Origin of the sequence: Leptospira sp. WS58.C1, from assembly GCF_040833995.1 — a bacterium.
In the GTDB taxonomy this organism is placed as follows: domain Bacteria; phylum Spirochaetota; class Leptospiria; order Leptospirales; family Leptospiraceae; genus Leptospira_B; species Leptospira_B cinconiae.
This window is the reverse complement of the sequence record NZ_CP162137.1, coordinates 1,616,550-1,635,282: the sequence shown is the minus strand read 5'-3', so window position 1 is coordinate 1,635,282 and position 18,733 is coordinate 1,616,550. Positions and strand designations below refer to the sequence as shown.

The window sequence follows — 18,733 nt, the reverse complement described above, 5'->3', positions numbered from 1 at the left end:
CTCCTAAAAACCGTGGTTTTCGAGAGCTTACTTCACTAAAAATTCTTTGTAAGTATTCGCAACTTCTTCGGGTCTTTCTAACATGGGAACGTGACCCATATCCTTCAAGATCACCTTTTTAGATCCCGCAATCCCCTTTTCTAACACCCCGGCGCCGGAAACGCTCAGCACCCTGTCCGTATCTCCCCATAAGATAAGAGTTTTTGTCCGGATCTTATTCATATTTTCCTGCAAGGGAAAACCGGTAGATCGGATCTGTTTAAATATATATTTATTAAACTCGGAATTTTTGACGGCTCGTTCCGCAAAATAGGATGCCAAAAAAGAAGGAACCGGAGGCGGTGTTACAAAAATGAATTTCATCAATTCATTAAATTCTTCCGCGTTAGTCGCAACTAAATTATTCTTTCCCTTTTCCAAGTTTTTAGACAATTCACTTTTTTCAGGACTATTAATTCCGGAGGGTGCAAATAATCCGAGAGACAAGATTTTTTGCGGATACGTCGCAGCATACACTCCCGAGATCGCTCCCCCCATAGAATTTCCTACAATATGGAATTTTTCCCAGCCAAGTTTAACGACAAACTCGTCCAAGCGTTTTACTTGCTCGACGATATTATAATCCTGACCTGCGATTCTATCGTTTTCACCAAAACCGGGGAGATCCACAGCCACCACTGTGTATTGAGGAGTGATCCACTTGGAAAATCTAGTCCAATTATCCTTATCTCCGCCGAATCCGTGGACCATCAGGATCTTTTCGCTACCTTGCCCCCCTTCTAAATATACCCAGTTCCAAGGTTCTATCTTGGTTTGTTTTTTTTCGAGTCCTGCTTTCCATCTTTCATAACCGATACCGGTTTTAACCAGAGTCTCGGAACAATAGGTCAGCCCGAAAAAAATAAACAATAAGTAGATTGGGGAAAATTTCCTATGCATAGTCAAATTACGAATAACGTTTCTTTAATTCCCTAGCATAGGCCAAGTCATGAGTAAGTAGTCTCATTCTTTTCACCAAATAGGTGGTGATCCCTTTATAAAATTTCAGAGCAAGTTCCTTATCGGAATCCAAAATATGCTGTAGATGATCGAACGGGATTTCCAAGAGTTCGCAACGTTCCATCGCTTCTACCGTTCCGGCTCGTTTTCCCTGATCCAGAAACGGGAATTCTCCGAAATGGTCACCGGTAGCGATCGTAGTTACGCTCACATCGTCCCCTTTTTCGGTGGAAGTCAAAATTTTCAGAGTTCCGTACATTACCACATAGAACGCCTTGGCTTCGTTCCCTTCTTGGTAAACCGCTTCTCCTTGTTCAAGCACCTTGTATTTGGTCTTCTCGGCTATTTTAGCCAGTTCGTCCATTGAGAAGCTGGAAAATAAATAAATCTGGTGTAGGATTTCTTCTGTAGTGTGTTGCATGTGTTCCTTACCAAAGACCGAGTATTAAGCCTAGAAAAAAACCATCAAGCTACTTTCCTGGATTCCGGTCCGGAATTCTAAGACGAAAAACAACTCCATTTTCCGAAGTAAATTCGGAACTTCCTTTCAGCTGCCTGGACAAGATCTCAATGAGCTGTATGCCGATAGTCCCAGAACCGATATGATTTTCTTTTCTAAATCCGACCCCATCGTCCGAATATGAGAAGACGATATTCAATTCTTCTTTAAAGATCCGCACTTGTATTTTTCCGGAACGATCTTTCGGAAATGCGTATTTTAAGGAGTTGGTAAGAAGTTCGTTTAGGATCAGTCCGAGAGGGATCGCTCTTTCAATACTCACCTCCAGAGAACTGAGGTCCAGATGCAGTTGTATTCGCGGAAGTCCGCCATACGCTCGGATCAGATTAGAAGAAACCGTGGTAAAATAATTTTCTAAGTCTACTGCCGCGAAATTTTCCGACCTATATAATTCCGCATGAACAAATCCCATCGACTTTACCCGATTCTCACACTCTTTTAAGATTCGTTTTAGGTTAGGATCTTCCGTATTCTCATATTGAAGTCCAAGAAGACTAGAGATCACTTGCAGATTATTTTTAACCCGATGGTGGATCTCTTGGAGCATGGATTCTTTTTCCCTTAAGGATCTCTCCAAAGTCCTCGTCATACAATTTCTTTCCGTCACGTCTCTGGCAACTCCCATATATCGGGACTCGTCTATTCGCACGGCATTCACGTCCGCTTCTATAATTCTACCGGATTTACTTTTAAATTTTCTGCTTAGGATCACAGGTTTGCCGATCTCTAATGCAGGAATTCTATGCAAAGACTGCCTAAAACTTTCTTCATCGAGAATATTCTCTAATGTAAATGTTTGGAGTTCTTCTTTGGTATATTCTAAAAGTTCGCACATTCTCCTGTTCACTTCTAAAATTTTAGTTTCAAAATTTGTAATAATGATCGAATCGGACGCGTTCTCCACCAAAGAGCGATACCTTCGTTCATTTTCTTCCAATAAAGAGACCGCTCTTACTCTTTCAGTCACATCGTATAAAATGGAGAATAATACCCTTTTTCCACCGAACTGCAACGGCCCGCTGTAAACCTCCATATCGCGGACTTCTCCGTTCTTTAATCTATGTCTGAAACGGAAATATTGTCTGGCTTCAATCGCAGCCATTCTCATCTCTTCGAAAATTTGTTCTTTCGTGAGAGTATTGATATCGGTGACCTTCATCTGCAGAAGTTCTTCTTGGCTGTAACCGTAAAATTGGCTCGCAGCCTGATTCGCGTACAAAATATCGCCCGAGTCAGGATCGAGTATCCATTTAATTGCTTGGTTTGTCTCAAAAATCTGTCGGAAGGGCCTGTCGCTGGATAAAAATTCTTTCCAAAAGGAATTTTCCATTAGAGAAGCGGAATCTTCCTCCAGCGGTTCCATTTTGACCCAAAACATCCCATGAGTGAGAGACCAACTCGCAAGAAGACCTTTGTTTCCCGGAAATGACACGGGACTTTTTCCCGGTTGCCAAAAAAGTACAGCGCTTCCGTTTTCCCCTTGGATCTTGTCCGTTCCGTTCAAAAAATAGGAGAGTGGATTTTGTCTCCAGGATTCCAGAGGAAGATTTGTCTCAAGGATCAAACCGGACGGATCCATTAGAATACACCAATAAGGGAAGAAGGAGGATTTCATAATTTAAAAACTGGAGAGCACTATTTCCAAGAGTTATTCGACTCTGAAAAATCTTTTTTCAAAACCTTCGGGAAAGTTCCCAGAAAGTTGGGAAAAATAACTTGCAGTGCATTGGGTCGAAAAGGACTTTGCAATAGAACCGAATAGTATAGCGCACGCTACAGGAATTGAAAATATGGATTTGCCCTTCCTCAATATCACTATAACCAAAGAATTGATCGGGGTCTTCATGATGCCCCTTACCTACGGATTCGTAGGTTGGTTTACCAACGTGGTAGCCTTAAAAATGACCTTCTACCCGTTGGAATTTGTAGGGATTCCACCTTATTTAGGATGGCAAGGGATCGTTCCGAAAAAGGCCCAGAAATTGGCCCTAAAATCGGTGAATATCATGACCGAAAGGCTGATCAAGGTAGAGGATTTTTTCTCCAAAGTAGATCCGGATCAATTAGAGACCGAATTCCAACCTGTATTAAATGATCTGATCCCTTCGGCAACCCATGAAATCGTTCATCATATCAATCCCGTCTTAAGAAAACATTTAGAGAACGGGCATGGGGAAGAGATCGTAAGAGCTGTCCAAGAAAAATGCGCTCATACGGTGAAAAATATCATGACCCAGGTAAAGGAGAACGTATCCTCCGTTTTCAATTTCAGATCCCTGGTTTTGCGTAAACTTACAGGACCGAATGTAGAAAGGATCGTAAACATCTTCGAGGAAGTAGGTTCTAAAGAATTCAAATTTATAGAACATTGCGGTTGGGCCCTCGGCGGTGCACTCGGTATCGCCCAGGCAGTGCTTTGGAATTATCTTCCTATCTGGTGGACGCTTCCCATCCAAGGAGTGATCGTAGGATATATCACCAACTGGGTGGCGCTCACGATGATATTCCGTCCTCTTTACGAAAAAAGATTGGGACCGATCAAATATAGAGGTTTATTCATCGCAAGACAGGAAGAAGTTTCCAAAAAATATTCGAACGTATTCGCAACCCAAGTTCTCACGGCAAGAAACGTATTAGAAGAGATCTTATACAAAAGAGCCGCAAGGACTTTGGTAGAGACTATCCAAGCGGAAACGGAATCCGCCGCTGCCAGGCTGAACTTATCCGGACAACTGGATGCGGAGAATAAGGGAGAAGATTCCGATTTCGAAAATACCAAAAAAGAAGTCATCCGCAAAGTAAGCGATTCCTTAGCAGGAAGTTCTACGAAACTCGAAACATATATGGGAAGAGCGATGAGCATAGAGAATAATATGTTCAAACGTATGAAAGATCTCCCACCGGAAGAATTCGAACCTATCTTAAGATCCGCTTTCCAAGAAGACGAGTACGTTCTTATCCTGATCGGTTCCGTTTTAGGAGCGATCGTAGGTCTTGTGCAAGGGATCTACATGATCGCGGTATAATATGGAGCTGATTAAGGTAGAAGGTTCCGATCCAGAATCTTTCCTCCGGAAATTGACAAAAGCAATCTCCGGAGGAGAATTAGGTGCGATCACTAAATTCGATCTGAAAGAAGACGATTTTTGTATTAAATTTTCGGGATTGGGTGAATCCAGGATCTGGTTCAAATTGCAGAGGGAAGCGGAAGGATTTTCAGCCGTCAAAAAAAGGGAAAAGATTGCTTTACTACATATAGCATTCCGACAAGAAATGGAAAAAAATTTGGAGAATATTCTGATCCGACTCGGAGCGGAAGTCTCTTAAATATTACAGAATGTTACAATTCGGTTCGGATTCCAAAATAGCGACTCTACCTTCCGGAATCCGAATCGCCTATCGGGTCTTTCCCGGCAAATCAAAAGTCCCGCTCTTCTGCGTTCATGGTCTGACCGGAAATTTAAAAAACTTCGAACCGATCGCGGAAGGGCTTTCTAAAAAAGGGATCACCGTAATCGTATATGATCTACGCGGAAGAGGAAATTCGGACAAGCCCAAAGAGGAATATTCCGCAAGAGTACATGCTCAGGACCTAAAAGATCTTTCATCAATATTAGGATATTCTAAAATTTCCATTCTCTCCCATTCTTTAGGCGCCTGGATCACTCTCAGATTTGCGGAAAAGTACTCCGATTTTTTGGAAAAAGCGGTATTGATAGACGGAGGCGGAGAACTTTCCATCAAACGTAAAATTTCCAATCTTCTTATGATACAAGGTTCATTAGCCCGTTTAGGCAGAAGGATCCCTAGTAAGGAAATTTATCTACAAGAGGCGAAAAAGTCCCCATTACTTTCCGCCTGGAATAAGAATATTCAAAATTTCTTAATGTATGAACTGGAACCGGTCGGAATACTTTCTTCTTCCTTGATGCCAGGAGATACTTTGTACGGACCTGTGCTTTGTTCTATTCCTCCCTTTGTGATCGATAGCGAGCTACAGAACATGGGGGGTGCCATGAAGCCGACGGGTATTTTTGCCAGACTTTTGAAAAATCCAAAAGAATTTTTCAAAACTGTCCAAGATAATAAGGTCATGCCCTACTCCTCATTACATTGTCCCGTGCTTGTGATCCGAGCCCTAAAACCGAATTTCAAACCGGGAGACGAACTATTACCATCTTCCGCAATAGAGAGGATGAAAGAAAAGATCCAAAATCTGAAAATTTACGAATTAAAAGACAAAAACCATTATGAATCCGTACTTTTGGAAGATACGGAAAGAGACCGAGAAATACTAAAATTTCTGAAATTTTAAAGAGATTCGTCCCGATCTTCTTCTATAAAATGATCTCTTTTAAAAAATATATAAAGTAAAACGAATATTCCGACTAAAACCGCAGCGGCTAATCGAGGATCATATTCGTATCTTTTAAATATTTTCCCCTCTCCGGGCTCCGGCATTTTTTTCGGTTGGATCGTAAATCCGTTTTGGGTCGCAAGTTCTTCCACTCGGACCAAATGAATGACCGGAATCCCCGCATTCGCAAAACGCCTCATGACGGAATCTTTTCCCTGTCGAGAGATGGGATGTTTCAAATTCAATCCGGCTGAAAATTCTCCCTCGTTCTTTTTAGTTCCCACGGAAACTGTTCCCCCACCTACATTGATATAAGCTTTATATTCTGAAATGGGGCTCCCTGCGGAATACAGATTCATCCGTTCTTCCAGACTTTCCGAGTAATTCCTAGATTGGAGCATGGGGAGAGAATGTTTGGAAGCGGAATTTTGTAGTAGCTTCGACCCTTCTTTCGGGATCCCGAACGCCTGGTCCTCAATCCCTCCCCAACTATAAGCCAAAGAGATGTAGGGAAAAATTCCTCGGGTATAGAGTCTCTTCTCCATATCCGGCCATAAAAGATCAGGATCATTCGCGCCCCATTGGGAAGAAGTTAAACTGGAGATGATCACAAGTTTCAGATCCAAAACTTTCGCAGCGGAATATACCGCTATATTCAAAGCGGGAAAAGATCCGGACAGAGAAACGGCGACAGTATCGCCCTTTTGGACCCCGGCTTGGATGAGATACTCCAAAACTAAGGCTCCAAAGTTGGGATTGATGGAAGTTTGTTTTGCCCTAAGCGATCCCAAATTGCTCGTAACAACTGTAAAAAATTCACCGATCAATCCCGAATCGGATGGGTCGGAAACCGGATCTATCTTTTTGTTTATCGATACTTTGTATTCCCTGATTTCTTGAAACGCTTTAGCAGTCAGTTTTGCCGCTTCGATTTTTTCCGAATAGTGGGGCTGAATTTTCTCGGAAAGAAAATATTCCACTAAGAATATTCCAAAAAGTGAAAATACGACTAAGAGCAAATAATATAGAACGGACTTATTAGAAGAATTCCAATACATTCCCTTCAAGGTAATAACTCCTTTCCAAGAAATAGGATCAATATCAAACGAACGATCACGGATGCCGTGAGTAAAGACGCCAAAGTTTCCAACCAACCTTGCCTATCCATCCAAACGGCGATCAGACCGGGAATAATATGGCCAACCGCCCTTACTTCCGATTCTAACTGGACAACCTCCGTAAAGATCCGAGGAAATATCCATTCGTTGCCGACCGCATCTAAAACGAATCCAAGTAAAAGTAAGATTGCCGTCCTTCTTTTTCCATACAATATTACAAATTTTGAAATGAATTTCCCTAGGCCAAAAACTCCCAAACTTACGGATAATGTAAGAAGAATATTGACCGGATTCTGGAGCTGTAAAGCAAAGTAGCCGGGAACGACCAACCCACCTGCGATCCCGAAAAATTCGGAAAAGAATAGACTGATGCCTAGTCCTATACCTATGGAAACACTTAATAAGTCCATATCATCCTTTCATCATTCCTGTTTGTTTTAAATGTTCCAGAAGTTCTAAGCCTAGACCGCCTATGTTCCCCAATCCGACTATCATCGAATTAGAAGGTAAAAATATTTTGAAAAATCCCAATACTTCGCCCGCATTCATAGATTTCAGATTTTCCATTTTAGGATTTCCTGAACTTAATTTCAAACAGGTCTTTTGGAATACTTCTGTTTCTTCTCCGGCAATCAAAATTAGGTCGGGAGAATTTTTCTTCCAAGATAGGATTTCTTTTGCCATTTGTTCGGATCTTTCCGGTCTATCCTTTCTACAATTGACAAGAGCCACTTTATATGAATATGCCGGGAAGCGTAAGATGGCATTCTCCCAAATACTTGCAGCAGATCTGGGATCGTTTGCCGCAAAACCGTTTGCAAATGCGATCTTTTTTTCTCCCAGATCGTATTCTGCAAAAAAACTAGCGCCTAAATCGGGAGAATGAGACCACATTCCTTGGATTGCAATCTCAGGTTTTACCCCTAAAGACTCGCAGACTTCCAGCGCAAGGATCACATTTTCAGGATGTTCATAATATGCAAAACCTTGCATATAGTTTAGATGTGAATATTTTCCGGGATGAGTGGGAATGATTTCAGTCTTTTTCCTTTTTGTTATTTCTTGGAAAAAAGGAAAAAATTCTTTTTCGGAAGTAAATAAGACCTTCGATTCCGGAATGGATCCGCTTAGAGCCAAAGCTACGTCCTTCTTTTCAGGACCCATAATTTCCAGATGATCCTCTCTTATGTTTGTGATGACTGAATGCGTGGCCCTTACTAATTTTTCTTCCGAAACTTTCTGGTTGAATGGGACAAGGGCCATACATTCTAAAACGATCGCATCCACACCTTGTTTTTCAGCTTCTTGGATCGCAAACTTCTGTTCTAAAATGTTGGGGGCTCCGTATCGGATAATATTTTTTTCGGAACCGTCCGGTAATATAAGTCTCGGAACAGTTCCTGTTGTTTTGGCAAGCACCCGATATCCACCCTTTTTCAAGCCGGATGCAATCAGTCTAGTGACGGAACTTTTTCCTCGAGTACCATTCACATGAATTCGGATCGGGATCTTATTCCTTCTATAAATATGAAGAATATATTCTGCAAATCCGAATCCTAATAGAATTAGAAGTAATGGAAATAATATTAGCAATTCGGACACGTAAAGAATGTGTTTCCAAACAAGTCCTTAGGTCAACTGAGATTAGCTTAAGTTCAAAGAAATCAATGTGATATCGTCTTGGGGTTCTTTATCTCCCAAATGGGCTTTCATTTCGCGTATGATCTGAGAATGTAATTCCAACCCGCTTAGCCCGGACTCTCTGAAAATTTTTTCTATTCTTTCTTCTCCGAATGGATTTTGTTCCGAATCGAATTCTTCAAATATCCCATCGGTTAACATGAGTATGGAATCTCCTTCCGAGTATTCGAATTCTTCTTCCAAATATTCCATTTTCGCGTTCAAACCCAGAAGAGAGCCTGTTCTTTCCAGAAGGTTAATTCCCGATTTGGATTTCCATAAGAGTGCGGGATGACCTCCGGATGCGAATCGGATCTTTCTTTCGATCGTATCCACATCCAGGATAAAACAGGAAAAGTACATCTGTAAATTCTTAAAGTTCCGACAATAATCCGTATTGATCCCCTTGATCAGTTCCAAGGGAGAATCCGCCAGATATTTTAGCGGTTCGTAAACACCTTTGATTGTCATCGTGACTAGCGCAGCCTGTACCCCGTGCCCGGTAGCATCCGCCAAGATTACCCTAAGTACACCGGGACGAAATTCGAATATATCGAACCAATCCCCTCCTACCTCCATTACCGGAAGATAATTTACAAAAGTTTGAACTCCCGGAATGGAATAATCGATCGGTGGAAGTAAACTGTTCTGGACCTTTTTTGCCAGATTCAATTCTTCCTTCATCAAACGATAAAATCTGGTAAGCTCTTTGGAGCGCGATTCCACTTCCGCTTCCAGATTTTGTAGGAGGTCCAACCTTTCTCTATCCACGGTTTTTAGTTCTTCTACGGTTCCTCTCAGCTTCTTTTGGATGGAAATCCTGTCTGTTATATCCCTAAGTATCAGAGTATATCCTTTTCCGGAGGAAGTATTTACTTTGGAAACGGAAGCTTCTAAAATTGGTTCCGATCCATTCTTACGTTTGGCTCTAAACGGACCGAAAATTCCCCTGTCGGAACTTTCTCCTATCTTCCGTAACACTTTAGAAAAAAGTTTATTACGTCTTTTCGGGAGTAAAAATTCCAAAGACTTTCCGTTCACTTCCCAAGAAGAATATCCGAACAATTTTTCGGCTGCCGGATTCATCATTACGATTTCCATGGATTCGTTCACGGATAAAATAGAATCCAAAGAAGTTCTCACAAGTTCCGAAAGTCTTTCTTCGGATTCTTTGAGTTTTACCTCTCCTTCTTTTCTGGAAGTCACATCACGCAGATATACAGCAATCTCCTCGACGGAAGGAAAGATACGGACCTCGTACCAAATATTTTCTTTCGGATCTAAGATCTCTAAGTCCTTGGGGAGTCCCGTATGCATGGATTCGATCATCGCAGGGAACAATGCGCTATAATTAAATTGAGGAAGTATTTCGGGTAATCTTCTGCCTACTAAATTCTCTCGGATAATATCCAGAAGTTTTTCGGCTTCGAAATTGGCGTATAAAATCTTAAGGTCCCTATCCAGGGACAAAAATGCGTCCGTAATTCTTTCTAAGATCCGAATTACGTCTTTTCTAGAAGCGGATTTGAAGGGGGTGCGCGATCCGGAAGATTTTTCCTCTGCTTCTGACATAGGAGATCAAAAGTATCTCCTTAGCTAAAGCAAGGTCAAGAAATCTTTTCCGAAGCTGGGATCATGATATGAAATGTAGCGTATTCTTCCTCGGAACTTTCAACCTCTATCTCTCCACCCATTTCACGAACGATTTCATAACTAACGGATAGCCCAAGCCCTGTTCCGACCGTAGTTGGCTTTGTAGTGAAAAATGGATCGAAAATACGATTAATATTCTCTTCACTGATTCCGATTCCCCAATCCTTGACCGTGATCTTGACGAAGCGGGTATCTCCTCTTTCGATTATCGACTGAGACACTTCGATCTTTTTTTGATCCGTTTCAAAAGGATACTTATCATTCAGAGAATCCCTTGCATTAGTGATCAAATTTAGAAAAACCTGTTTTAACTTTTGAGGCTCACCTACTACCAAAGGAATTTCGCTATCAGCATCCACTAAACGATCCATTCCTTCAATTCGGATCCCGTCTCGGACTAAGAATGGCAACAAAAGTTGAATGGAAGAATACATAATTTCTCCGGTAGAAACAAACGCCTTGATACCTTCTTCTTTATGAGCAAAACCTAATAAACTTCTTACGATTCCGGAAATTCTTTCGCTTTCGCGGATGATCACTTCCATATTTTTGGAGAGAGATTCGTTTTCTTCCACCTGAGTACGAACCATCTCGGCATAATTCAGAATGCCGGTAAGGGGATTATTGATCTCGTGGGCAACTCCAGCCGCCAAGGTGCCAAGCGCTTCCAATTTTTGTCTATGCCTTTGGGATTCCATCCTTCTCAAACGATCCGAATCGGATTCTTTTTGTTGGGTGGTGTCTGAGATCGCAAGTAGGATCGCACTGATCTCTCCTTGTTTTGTAACCGGAGAGATCCTGATATAATAATGACTTCGTTTACCTGTGAAGCTGCTCCATTCTTCGAATGCTTCCGGATTTCCCGTATTCAATACTCGGGTAATGACTGCTTGTAGTTTTAAAGCATCAGAAGTTTTTAATACTTCAAAAAAATTTTTTCCCTGGATCTCTTCCGTGGGAACTCCCGTAAATGTCCTATTTATGAATAATACATTGCCGTTCAGGTCCATGATGACCACAAAATCCATTCCTTCCAGCAAAAAGGAACGCCAGCGATAGTCCGAATCTTCCAATGAATAATCTTTGAGAAGACCTTCCTCATCCAATTCTTGAAATTGAACAAGAACTCTGCCTTCTTCCGTTGGGATCCGGTTTGCTCTTACAAATACCTTTTTGTATCCGTTTGTAGAAAGAAGTCTTGTCCTTGCGGAAAACACTCTAGGAATTTCATGTTTAGATTTGTCTAAGAATGCGTCCAGAAGGCTTTCCTTATCATCGGGATGCGCAAAATGGCACCATCTCATTCTTCCTTCGATCTCTGATTTTTTCTTTCCGGAAATATCCTCGAACTTCTGGTTTACTAGTGTGATGGTTCCATCTCGTTCCACCAAAAAGGCGGCTAACGGTTGGTGTTCGAATAGGGTACGATATTCGGAAGAAGACGCAGCGGCTAGTGTGTTTTTTTGATCCAAGACCTTCCTCCTCCTTCTTTCTTTTTATCATCCGTACCAAAACTAAGTGATTGAATAGTATTCGATTTCGGGTTTCAAGAATCCTAGATCTTCCGATCAGGCTCTTATAGTTAATGGGAAGAGAGAGCTTGTTTAAATATTACAAATTTGGAAAAAAAAGAATAAGCAGGATAAGTCGAGATGCTGGTTTGTCGTGAATTGCAGTGAAATCGTGATATTTTCATCTGTTGCTTCCGATCCGTTAGAATAGAAGCAACAGAATTAACACAGAAATGTCAGTAAACTTTGATCAATTCTACTTCGAAAATCAGCGTAGAATTCGGAGGGATTGTACCAGCTCCGGAACTTCCATAGCCCATTTCAGGAGGGATGGTCAATTTACGGATCCCACCTTCTTTCATACCTTGGACTCCTTTGTCCCAACCTCGGATCACCTGTCCAGCACCCAAATCAAAACGAAAGGGAGTCCCTCTATCTTTGGAGCTATCAAATTTTTTTCCGTTGGTAAGCCACCCAGTATAATGAACGGTTACGTTAGACCCATTGAAGGCCTCTTTTCCTGTACCCTTTTTGATGTCCTTAATCACAAGACCGTTCTGCCCTTGAGCAAATACACCTAGGCTTAAAACGAATGCTGAGATTAAAATAGCAGTTAGTATATAGATTCTTTTTAAATTCATTTTCCTCTACCTCCAGTACGTCTGACGGAGCTTCCGAATCCTCCCGTGGTTTGGCTTCCATGCACCTTATTGTGACTTGGCCCACCTTTTACGGTTTGTTTTTTATCGAATTCTTTTTTCCATTCTTCGGCGTCCACCACCGTCAAAACTTTTCCGGAAACCTCGTACTTGTTTAAAGCTTCCAGGGCTTTTTTGGCCGCTGCATCTTCCATTTCCAAAGAACCGTATCCCAGAGAACGTCCTGTGAGTTTGTCCTTTTTGATAGAAATATGTTCTGCCTTTCCATATTTAGAAAATAATTTTTCCAAATCTTCTTCCTTCCATTCTTGAGGAAGATTGCCCACTGAAATCTTCATACCGCCTCCTTTTGTATATCGTGACGATTGATACCGGCCTTCTACTTTCTTAAAAAAAAACCGGTTAGATCACCCATTCTTTCAGGTCGGGGGGAAATCGAAAGCGCATTTCATAATCACCATTTTGAAAAAGAAACCGGCGGAAATTTAGGTTGAGGCTCCTACTTTGCCGTAAATACTACCCAAAAGACCCGGTTCGGGTATTCTCCCTTCAAATTTTCCAGGAATAGGATACATGGATATCTTCTTAATCATCGTAGTTGTTATGGCTGTACTCGGGGTAATGGACTTACTCGTCGGAGTTTCCAATGACGCAGTGAACTTTACGAATTCGGCAGTCGGCTCTAGAGCGGCTTCCAGAAAAATCATCCTGATCGTTTCCGCATTCGGCATATTACTGGGGGCCTTAAGCTCCAGCGGAATGATGGAGGTTGCCAGAAAAGGGATCTTTCATCCGGAATTTTTCAGTTTAGCCGAGTTGATGTTCTTATTTTTGGCGGTGATGGTTTCCGATATCATCCTTCTGGACTTATATAATACCCTTGGACTTCCCACTTCCACCACCGTCTCCTTGGTCTTCGAATTATTAGGAGCCTCCTTGGTCCTTGCAATTCTCAAAACGGATACCTTAAACGACGCATTTAAGATCATAAACTCCGAGTCCGCTTTAAAGATCATCTTTGGGATCGCTTTGTCCGTGATACTCGCTTTTTTTGCTGGACTGATCCTGATGTTCTTTTTCCGACTCATCTTCAGTTTTCGTTTAGAAAAAACTCTTTTGTGGTTCGGCGGGATTTTTTCCGGACTGGCTATCACAGTTGTGATCTTTTTCATTCTTCTAACCGCAATGAAAGGATCCACATTCTTGAGTAAGGAAACTTTGGGATGGATCCAAACCAATTTTAAGACCATTCTGACCTTAAGTTTTATAGGTTTTTCCATCCTATTCCAGATACTGATCTTCTCCAAAGTAAACGTTCTAAAGATCGTCGTATTATTCGGAACCGCCGCACTTGCAATGGCATTTGCAAGTAACGACTTAGTGAACTTTATCGGAGTTCCGATCGCAAGTTTACAGACGCACCAACTGATCAAAGCAGCCAATTGGGATGCAAATTCCATGGCAATCGGTTTGGGAAAAGAAGTATTTACCGACAATAGACTTTTGCTCGGCGCCGCATTGATCATGATCTTCGCATTATTCAAATCCAAGAAGGCGGAAACGGTAACTAGGACCGAAGTAAGTTTAGGTTCCCAAGGAGAAACCATAGAAGCATACCAATCCAGCATGGTAGCGAGAGTTTTCATACAGATTGCGGTTGGGATCTATTACCCTATCAAAAGATTTTTACCTTCCATCATCCGTACCTGGATCTCTTCCAGATTCAAACAAACCGGGACTTTGGAGCTGGTCCGAATGCATGAAAGTGATGCTTTCGATCTCTTAAGAGCTTCCGTTAATATTCTCATTGCTTCCGCTTTGATCCTGATCGGGACGATAGAAAAACTTCCGCTCTCTACCACATTTGTCACTTTCATGGTGGCAATGGGAACCTCACTCGCAGACGGAGCTTGGCAAAAAGAAAATGCGGTCAATCGAGTCAGCGGAGTCCTAACGGTTGTGGGCGGATGGTTTATGACAGCCGTCTTTGCTTCCTTTACAGGAGGATTTATAGCAGCCTTATTTTACTCTTTCGGTTTCACAGCAGTGCTAATAGTTTTAGTATTGACGTTTTTTTTGGTGTTTGCCTTCAATCGTGTCCACAAAAAAAGAAAGGCAGAATACGATGAGAACCTCGAAAAACTTCTGCTCTTGACCAAACACCCCGAAAAGGCGCTTTCTAAATCTCTTTCTTCTTTATTAGGAAATTTGTTATTAGCGAAAAAAGCCATGAATACTCTTTCTTCCGGATATATCGGCGGAAAGAAGAAGGACTTCAAACAGGCTTCTAAAATATTAAAGAACCTGAAAAAAAATTACGAATCTTCCATCTCAGCTATTTTAAGTTTGGTGGACAGACATTTCGACGAGTCAGACTTCCAATCCATCCATCCATTCACAAGTGCACTCGGTTATATAGATAGAATCGCGGAGAATCTTACAAATATACATAGGAACACTTCGGAAAAAATAGATCGTTTTCAAACCGGACTTACCAAAGACGAAAGAGAAGATCTAAAAGAATTGCGTAAACTCGCAGAAGATCTTTTCGAACTTCTGGCGCAATCCGATAAGGTGCCTGGTTTGTTAGAAAAGGCAAGGTCGGGTAAAAAGGTGAAAGAACTTTCGGATATTAAGATCCGGATTTACAAAAACCAGATGAAACGTATCCGCAAAGGGGATAGCAAATTAAAATCCAGTGTAGCTTACTTCTTAGTGATCGAAGAACTTGTGGATATTAACGAAAACTTATTCGCTCTTGCAGAAGAACTGGTTTGGGTCTTACCTTGGATAGAAACTAAAAAGAAACAATTCGCAAAAGGGAATATCGGTCCTTCTGTGGAATTTCCAAAAATTAAAGATAAGAAGAAAAAGAAGAAATAATTAGAAGGAATCTCGCACGGAGTTCAGAGAGGACGCGCAGAGCTAATTAGACGGTGTTGGAATTCCAACGAGCGGTTCAGGAAGAGGATTTTAATGCTGTAGGAGCTCCAACACGCGCAGCAGGCCCAAAAATCTTCCGTAATATCCGATGTAGGAACTCCTACATCGGATACATAAACCCTCGGTGACTCCGTGTCTCTGTGTGAAAATCCCTCAAAGTCTCTTTTGAACTCTGTGTCTCTCTTACCCAGCGTTTTTTGAATACAGGATCGGCCCGAAAGCGGTCAAAAGTAGAGTAAGTGTCAGAACGATAATCGGAATTATGATATGTTCGTGTCTTACAAAGAAGCTCTTACCTTCTAAACTTTTATCCTCGATCAACTGCTCTCTCACTACGTGTTTGGTCAACAAGTGATTGAGTGCCACCGGTGGGGTCAAATATCCAAGTTCGAAGGAAACGAGCGCAGTCATCCAGAAGTTCAAAGGATGGATCCCGTTTGCCTTAGCGATAGGATACAAGGTCACCGAAACCAGAATCACTGCGCCGTACGGGTCCATTAACATACCGATGATCACAAGAGCGAATGTCAGGATAAGCATCGCGGACAATGGAGAACCAAGTTGGGTCGGGAACAGATTGATCACTTCCGATCTTTCAAAAACCCCGCCCATAGAAGCGGACATTCCCATCAAAAGCAGAAGAGCTCCCAAGTGAGAACCCGCATCATACGAAGTTCTAGCAAGTTCCACTTCCTCCGTATGGATCTCTCCATTCTCTAATTTTTCCTTTTTGGAAATACGATAGTCGATGAACAATAAAGCAAGCATCGCAATCGGAAGAATATAAGGAGCCGTTCTTTCGTCGAAATGAGTACCAAGAGCAAGCACTATCGTGAGAACGATCGCAACTGAAATCACCAAATAAACCGATAACGATTTGAGAGCTTTTAAAGATTTACCTAAAGCATCTTTTTCAGGACGGATCTTCCAGGTTTCCGTTCTGCTAAACCAACTTACGATCAAGAAGAAGGTAGTTGATAAAGCAAAAACTCTCCAACCCCAATAGAACAATTCATCCGTAGTAACTTCCAAATTTAAAGAGGCCACAATTACCACAAGTAGACAAGGAGGTAAAACCACTCCCAAACTACCGGACATTGCGGTAGCAGCGAGCGCTCTTTCTTGGCTCGCGCCTGCTCTTCTCAATTCCTTAAAAATGGTTGCTCCTAATGCAAGCACAACAATCCCGGAAGCCCCGCTATAAGCGGTAGGAAGAGCCGCGACCACAACAACGATCACCGCCATTAGTTCCGAAGGGAATTTCCAAGGATTCAAAAGATCGAAAAATCTTCTACCTAAGGACGTATCTCTTAAAAGAATACCGGTCCATACGTACAAACCGATCTGTATATACAAGGAAGCATGTGCGGTCAATTTCTGAAGATAGATCGCAAGTCCCGCGGGATGATGTTCCAATAAGAAAAAATACAAACCGCAGACGATCGCCATCCATGCGTACAAAGGAACGCATAATAAGGCGTTCGAAAGTTTGGTATTCTGTTTACCTTCTCCATTTTTAAAGAGAGGATTTCTTAAATTATAAAAGTTTAATCCTGCCAAAAGTATGAGACCTGCAACCCAAAGTACTTGGATCTGAGCCTCCACACCTTTTTGGAGAGGATACATGAATGCAGCAGATACCATTATAATCGTATTTGCTACGATCTGACTCCATTCCGTAATCTTCTCTTCTTTGGAGTTCTCCGGATTTCGAAGAGCGATATGATATCTTCTGGTAGTGGAAACGGTTCCAGCTACGATCAATAAAAATACCATCGTCATAGGAATATAATCAATGGCTGAGATTGTTAGCCAGGAAAGCCTGCGCTCGAATCCGCAGTATAATTTTTGTCCGGTAGTAAGAGAGCCTGCAAGTTTCTCCAACTCCAATTGGGTTTCGGTAGGCCCGGTAGGAACTCCTAGATTCTTCCCGCCGCTCGTATCCCCTAGACCGATATCATCCAAGGCGTCCATATCGGCTTGGCTGACTTCCGCTTTTGTCTCGGTTTCCGCACTCGGATCCACGATACAAACATTTCGGATCATTGCATAGTTCGGCCAAATACTGCCGCCTAAGCCTAATAGCCTAGCTTGGACAAGCTGGCTTCCACTTTGAACAAGGGGGACGAATAAAAAGAATAATACCGCCCAGGAAACGATTTTTCTCCACATAGAATATCCTCTGGAATCTGCGATTGATTGATATAAGATAAGCGGGAAAGATTTTTCCCGCCTTTTTTATGTTAGTTTTGGAAATTATTCCAGGTTATCCGAGCACTCTACGGCTTCTTTATCCGCACTGCAACGAACCCTTTTCATTAATTTCAGAATGGTAGGATGATATACTTTTTTGTCTCTCAGCCTGATCCGGACTTCTCTAAATTTTTCGAAATAGTTCTTTTGAAGGTCTTTCGGAACTTCTAACCAATATTTGGCCGGAATTTCCTGCTCTGCCTTTTTGGTAAGGGAAAGCATAGAGTCGAACTGAGTCGCCGCCCACGCTCTGGAAGTATTTCCGAATCCTTCCGCAAAATCCTTATGACGAGCCACGATCTGGAAGGTCAATTGGCCGATCGGAAAACGAACGATACCTCCATTCGGAGAAATTCCCTTCATAAGTTCCAAAGGTTTGATCCCGATCGCGGGAGAATAACAAGCATCCGCTCTTCCGTTATTAAAGATACCTGCGAAAGTTGCGATCTCTGCGGGAACCATAGAAGCTCCTACGATATCCACCATTGTAGTGGCAGCCTGATCGTACGTTAAAGTTGCGATCTTCTTTCCGGCCAGATCCTTAATATCTTTCAGATTTTTATCTCTGAGTAAAAGATAAACCGCACCGCCTGGGAACATAGCCATCGTCTCATAGTCGCCGTCCGTGTTCAGTTCCCTTACTTTAGGATTTGATAATGCTTCGATCGTTTTGCGGAGAAGGTCATAACTTGGTAGTGCACCGATCGCCTCGATGGATCCGGATTCATGTACATAACTCCTTACCCTAAGCGAAGTTAATAATGCCATATGACATTTTCCAGCTTTGAAGTCGGAATTCGCTACCACTTCGTCCGTATAAGCTTTCAGGTCCAGACGAATTCCCCATGTTAAAGCTTGCGCTTGGTATCTTTGCGCGGCTTTGAACAGGTCTCCATGTGCGCCGGAAGGATCGAATACACACATGGATCGATCCACAGTCTCCGCTGCTCCCACACCTACGGACATCCAAGTCCCAAGAATAATTACCGATAGAATGAGAAACTTCTTCATATAGTTTTTTTCCTTAAAGGTCCCTTTTT

The 18,733-nt window shown here is 42.1% G+C and carries 16 protein-coding genes; 4 read left to right on the top strand and 12 right to left on the bottom strand.

The features are described 5' to 3' along the window. Positions 1-27: 27 nt before the first annotated feature. From AB3N61_RS07360 to AB3N61_RS07350, 3 genes are read right to left on the bottom strand one after another with little or no spacing between them, the layout of a single operon-like run. A complete protein-coding gene (locus AB3N61_RS07360; protein ID WP_036088654.1) occupies positions 28-939 on the bottom strand; it encodes an alpha/beta fold hydrolase in 912 nt (303 codons plus the stop codon). Between the two features lie 7 nt (positions 940-946). Continuing rightward, positions 947-1,420, bottom strand: coding sequence for a cyclic nucleotide-binding domain-containing protein (locus AB3N61_RS07355; protein ID WP_020768072.1), 474 nt, complete (start codon positions 1,418-1,420; stop codon positions 947-949). Between the two features lie 49 nt (positions 1,421-1,469). After that, positions 1,470-3,134: a PAS domain S-box protein gene (locus tag AB3N61_RS07350; RefSeq protein WP_367898924.1), complete on the bottom strand. Its 1,665-nt coding sequence runs from the start codon at positions 3,132-3,134 to the stop codon at positions 1,470-1,472. A 175-nt stretch (positions 3,135-3,309) separates the two neighbouring features. On the opposite strand from AB3N61_RS07350, the gene AB3N61_RS07345 reads away from it, so the two are divergent. The 3 genes from AB3N61_RS07345 to AB3N61_RS07335 are packed head-to-tail and all read left to right on the top strand — an operon-like array spanning position 3,310 to position 5,834. After that, entirely contained in the window at positions 3,310-4,545 is a 1,236-nt protein-coding gene (locus AB3N61_RS07345) for a DUF445 domain-containing protein (protein ID WP_020768420.1), read from the top strand. A gap of 52 nt (positions 4,546-4,597) precedes the next feature. Then, the gene (locus AB3N61_RS07340) at positions 4,598-4,846 is read left to right on the top strand and encodes a hypothetical protein (RefSeq protein WP_232420940.1); all 249 of its coding nucleotides are present in this window, start codon (positions 4,598-4,600) and stop codon (positions 4,844-4,846) included. A gap of 10 nt (positions 4,847-4,856) precedes the next feature. Beyond that, positions 4,857-5,834 (top strand): alpha/beta fold hydrolase, encoded by a 978-nt coding sequence (locus tag AB3N61_RS07335; RefSeq protein WP_367898923.1) that lies wholly within the window; start codon positions 4,857-4,859, stop codon positions 5,832-5,834. Here the strand turns inward: AB3N61_RS07335 and pgsW are convergent. The 7 genes from pgsW to AB3N61_RS07300 all read right to left on the bottom strand — a co-directional run bounded on the left by pgsW (position 5,831) and on the right by AB3N61_RS07300 (position 12,835). After that, on the bottom strand, positions 5,831-6,934 hold the full coding sequence (gene pgsW, locus AB3N61_RS07330) for a poly-gamma-glutamate system protein (RefSeq protein ID WP_232420944.1): 1,104 nt from the start codon (positions 6,932-6,934) through the stop codon (positions 5,831-5,833). The two genes, AB3N61_RS07335 and pgsW, sit on opposite strands and share 4 nt — an antisense overlap. A 5-nt stretch (positions 6,935-6,939) precedes the next feature. After that, positions 6,940-7,404, bottom strand: coding sequence for a poly-gamma-glutamate biosynthesis protein PgsC (gene pgsC / locus AB3N61_RS07325; protein ID WP_367898922.1), 465 nt, complete (start codon positions 7,402-7,404; stop codon positions 6,940-6,942). A gap of 1 nt (position 7,405) precedes the next feature. Beyond that, positions 7,406-8,596, bottom strand: a complete 1,191-nt coding sequence (gene pgsB, locus AB3N61_RS07320) for a poly-gamma-glutamate synthase PgsB (RefSeq protein ID WP_367898921.1) — start codon at positions 8,594-8,596, stop codon at positions 7,406-7,408. Positions 8,597-8,638: 42 nt separating this feature from the next. Then, positions 8,639-10,246: a SpoIIE family protein phosphatase gene (locus AB3N61_RS07315; protein ID WP_367898920.1), complete on the bottom strand. Its 1,608-nt coding sequence runs from the start codon at positions 10,244-10,246 to the stop codon at positions 8,639-8,641. A 35-nt stretch (positions 10,247-10,281) separates the two neighbouring features. Then, on the bottom strand, positions 10,282-11,799 hold the full coding sequence (locus tag AB3N61_RS07310) for a PAS domain S-box protein (RefSeq protein WP_367898919.1): 1,518 nt from the start codon (positions 11,797-11,799) through the stop codon (positions 10,282-10,284). A gap of 275 nt (positions 11,800-12,074) precedes the next feature. Then, entirely contained in the window at positions 12,075-12,479 is a 405-nt protein-coding gene (locus AB3N61_RS07305; RefSeq protein ID WP_020768378.1) for an FKBP-type peptidyl-prolyl cis-trans isomerase, read from the bottom strand. Then, complete coding sequence (locus tag AB3N61_RS07300; RefSeq protein WP_020768040.1) at positions 12,476-12,835, bottom strand: RNA recognition motif domain-containing protein; 360 nt, start codon at positions 12,833-12,835, stop codon at positions 12,476-12,478. Before AB3N61_RS07300 ends, AB3N61_RS07305 begins: the two co-directional genes overlap by 4 nt. A 235-nt stretch (positions 12,836-13,070) precedes the next feature. On the opposite strand from AB3N61_RS07300, the gene AB3N61_RS07295 reads away from it, so the two are divergent. Continuing rightward, positions 13,071-15,380, top strand: a complete 2,310-nt coding sequence (locus AB3N61_RS07295; protein WP_367898918.1) for an inorganic phosphate transporter — start codon at positions 13,071-13,073, stop codon at positions 15,378-15,380. Between the two features lie 243 nt (positions 15,381-15,623). Here AB3N61_RS07295 and AB3N61_RS07290 read toward each other — a convergent pair whose 3' ends face one another. Both AB3N61_RS07290 and AB3N61_RS07285 read right to left on the bottom strand, forming a co-directional pair. Continuing rightward, entirely contained in the window at positions 15,624-17,612 is a 1,989-nt protein-coding gene (locus AB3N61_RS07290) for a TRAP transporter large permease subunit (protein ID WP_367898917.1), read from the bottom strand. Positions 17,613-17,696: 84 nt separating this feature from the next. Next, the gene (locus AB3N61_RS07285; protein ID WP_036088797.1) at positions 17,697-18,704 is read right to left on the bottom strand and encodes a putative solute-binding protein; all 1,008 of its coding nucleotides are present in this window, start codon (positions 18,702-18,704) and stop codon (positions 17,697-17,699) included. Between the last annotated feature and the right edge of the window lie 29 nt (positions 18,705-18,733).